General features: G+C 64.2%; 1 protein-coding gene. It reads left to right on the top strand.

The window, feature by feature from the left end:
• On the top strand, positions 1-593 hold a 593-nt coding region (gene ytpR / locus NW837_RS13250; protein ID WP_414332098.1), incomplete at both ends, for a YtpR family tRNA-binding protein.

Here is a 593-nt window from a genome sequence, read left to right as displayed (position 1 = left end):
CTGGCGGGGTTTGAAGTGGAAGAGATCGAAGACCGCCGCACCTGGGCAGATGGGGTGGTTTTGGGCAGGATCCTGGCTGCCGAGCCTCACCCCAACGCCGACAAGCTGCAGGTTTGCCAGGTGGACTTGGGATCCGATCGGCCTGCCACCATTGTCTGTGGAGCCGCCAACGCCCGCGCCGGGATCCTGGTAGCAGTGGCTACACCCGGCACCCATTTGCCCGCCCTCTCCCTCACCATTGCCAAAGCCGACAAGCGGGGGGTGATCTCGGAGGGCATGATCTGCTCTCTGGCCGAGCTGGGGCTGGAGAAATCTTCCGAAGGGATCCACGAATTCCCGCCCGACTTGGATCTGGAGGTTCATCCGCTTGGCTCTGATGTGCGCCCCCTTCTAGGCTTGGACGATGTGGTGCTGGATCTCACTTCCACCGCCAACCGGGCCGATGCCCTGAGTATGGTGGGGATCGCCCGCGAAGTGGCTGCCCTCACCCGCAACCCGCTGCGCCTGCCCCCCGTCCAGCCTCTTCAGGCCAAGCCCATCCCCAACTTTCAGTTGCGCATTGCCGACGCCAAAGCCTGCCCCGCCTACAGTGG

The organism is Synechococcus sp. R6-10 (assembly GCF_047461815.1).
Taxonomy (GTDB): domain Bacteria; phylum Cyanobacteriota; class Cyanobacteriia; order Thermostichales; family Thermostichaceae; genus Thermostichus.
This window is presented reverse-complemented; position numbering and strand designations above follow the sequence as displayed.